This window comes from Actinosynnema sp. NPDC023658 (assembly GCF_040639995.1).
In the GTDB taxonomy this organism is placed as follows: Bacteria; Actinomycetota; Actinomycetes; order Mycobacteriales; family Pseudonocardiaceae; genus Actinosynnema.
The window spans coordinates 1-1159 of sequence record NZ_JBFAAX010001416.1 but is presented as its reverse complement, the minus strand read 5'-3'; the positions used below and the strand labels follow the sequence as shown (position 1 = coordinate 1159).

Here is a 1159-nt window from a genome sequence, read left to right as displayed (position 1 = left end):
GGGTCGCGGCGAGCGCGGCCAACAGCGGTGACATCAACCAGGCCGCCGAGACCGCGCTGACGGTCACGATCACGCCGTCGGGCCGCAAGCGCTGGCTGGCCGACCAGGAGGGCATCCGGCTGGGCGTCAGCGCGTGGCAGCGGCCCTCGGACGCGGTGTTCCCCAGTGCGGCCAAGAACATCTCGGCGTACGCCGGGCCGCGCCTCGCGCTCGCGCAGGCCAAGCGCGACGGCTACGACTCGTGCGTGCTGCGCACCGCCGACGGGTTGATCAGCGAGGCGCCGACGGCCACGGTGTTCCTGGTCGAGGGCGGGCGCGTCGTCACCCCGCGGCTCTCCGACCACGTCCTGCCCGGCGTCACGCGGGCGTGGGTGCTGGCGACCGCGTCGGCGCTCGGCCACGAGGCCGTCGAGGACGCGATCACCGAGGAGCGGCTCACCGCCGCCGACGAGGTCTTCCTGTGCGGGACCGGCATCGAGTTCGGCCCGGTGCGCGAGGTCGCGGGCGTGCCGCTGCCCGGTTGGCCGTCGGGTCCGGTCACGAACGCGTTGGTGGACGCGTACTTCGCCCAGGTGCGCGGCACCGCCGTGCCGACCGGGGTCGACCTCGGCCTGCCGGGCGAGTAGCCGTGACGGTCACCGGGTTGATCGACTGGCCGGCCGCCCTGCTCGCCGCCCACGCCGCCGTGGCACGGCCGGCGGACACGCTGAAGGCCACCGAGCGCGCGGTGTCCGCCGGTCCGGTGTTCCGGAACAAGGACTTCCCGCTCTCACCGGTCCCCGTGCTGGTCCGCGCCGAGCGGGCCGAACGGCTCGCGCCGCTGCTGACCCGCTACGTCGACCTGCTCGGCAAGGTCGTCGCCCTGTACCGGGCGCGACAGGACGTGCGCGACTTCTACGGGCTCGACCCGGCGGCCGACCGGTTGATCGAGGCCGATCGCGCGGTGGGCGACGCGCCGTGGGTGTGCCGGCTCGACGGCTACCTGGAGGCGGGCTCGGAGCGGCTGCGGGTGTTGGAGAACAACGCCGACTCGCCCGCGGGCACCCTGTTCACCGCGCGGATCAACGACGTGGTCGCGCGCATCCGGTCGAGTTCGCCCGCGGCCATGACGTACAGCGGCGAGCACCGCTTCCCCGACGCGCTGCGGGCAGCGGCCCGC

The 1159-nt window shown here is 74.8% G+C and carries 2 protein-coding genes; both read left to right on the top strand.

What is annotated here, in order from left to right:
* Window positions 1-626, top strand: a 626-nt coding sequence (locus tag AB0G02_RS41450; protein ID WP_360806422.1) for an aminotransferase class IV, incomplete at its 5' end; no start/stop codon positions are given.
* 2 nt (window positions 627-628) lie between these two features.
* Window positions 629-1159 (top strand): hypothetical protein (locus tag AB0G02_RS41445; RefSeq protein WP_360806419.1); only part of this gene is annotated, 531 nt, incomplete at its 3' end.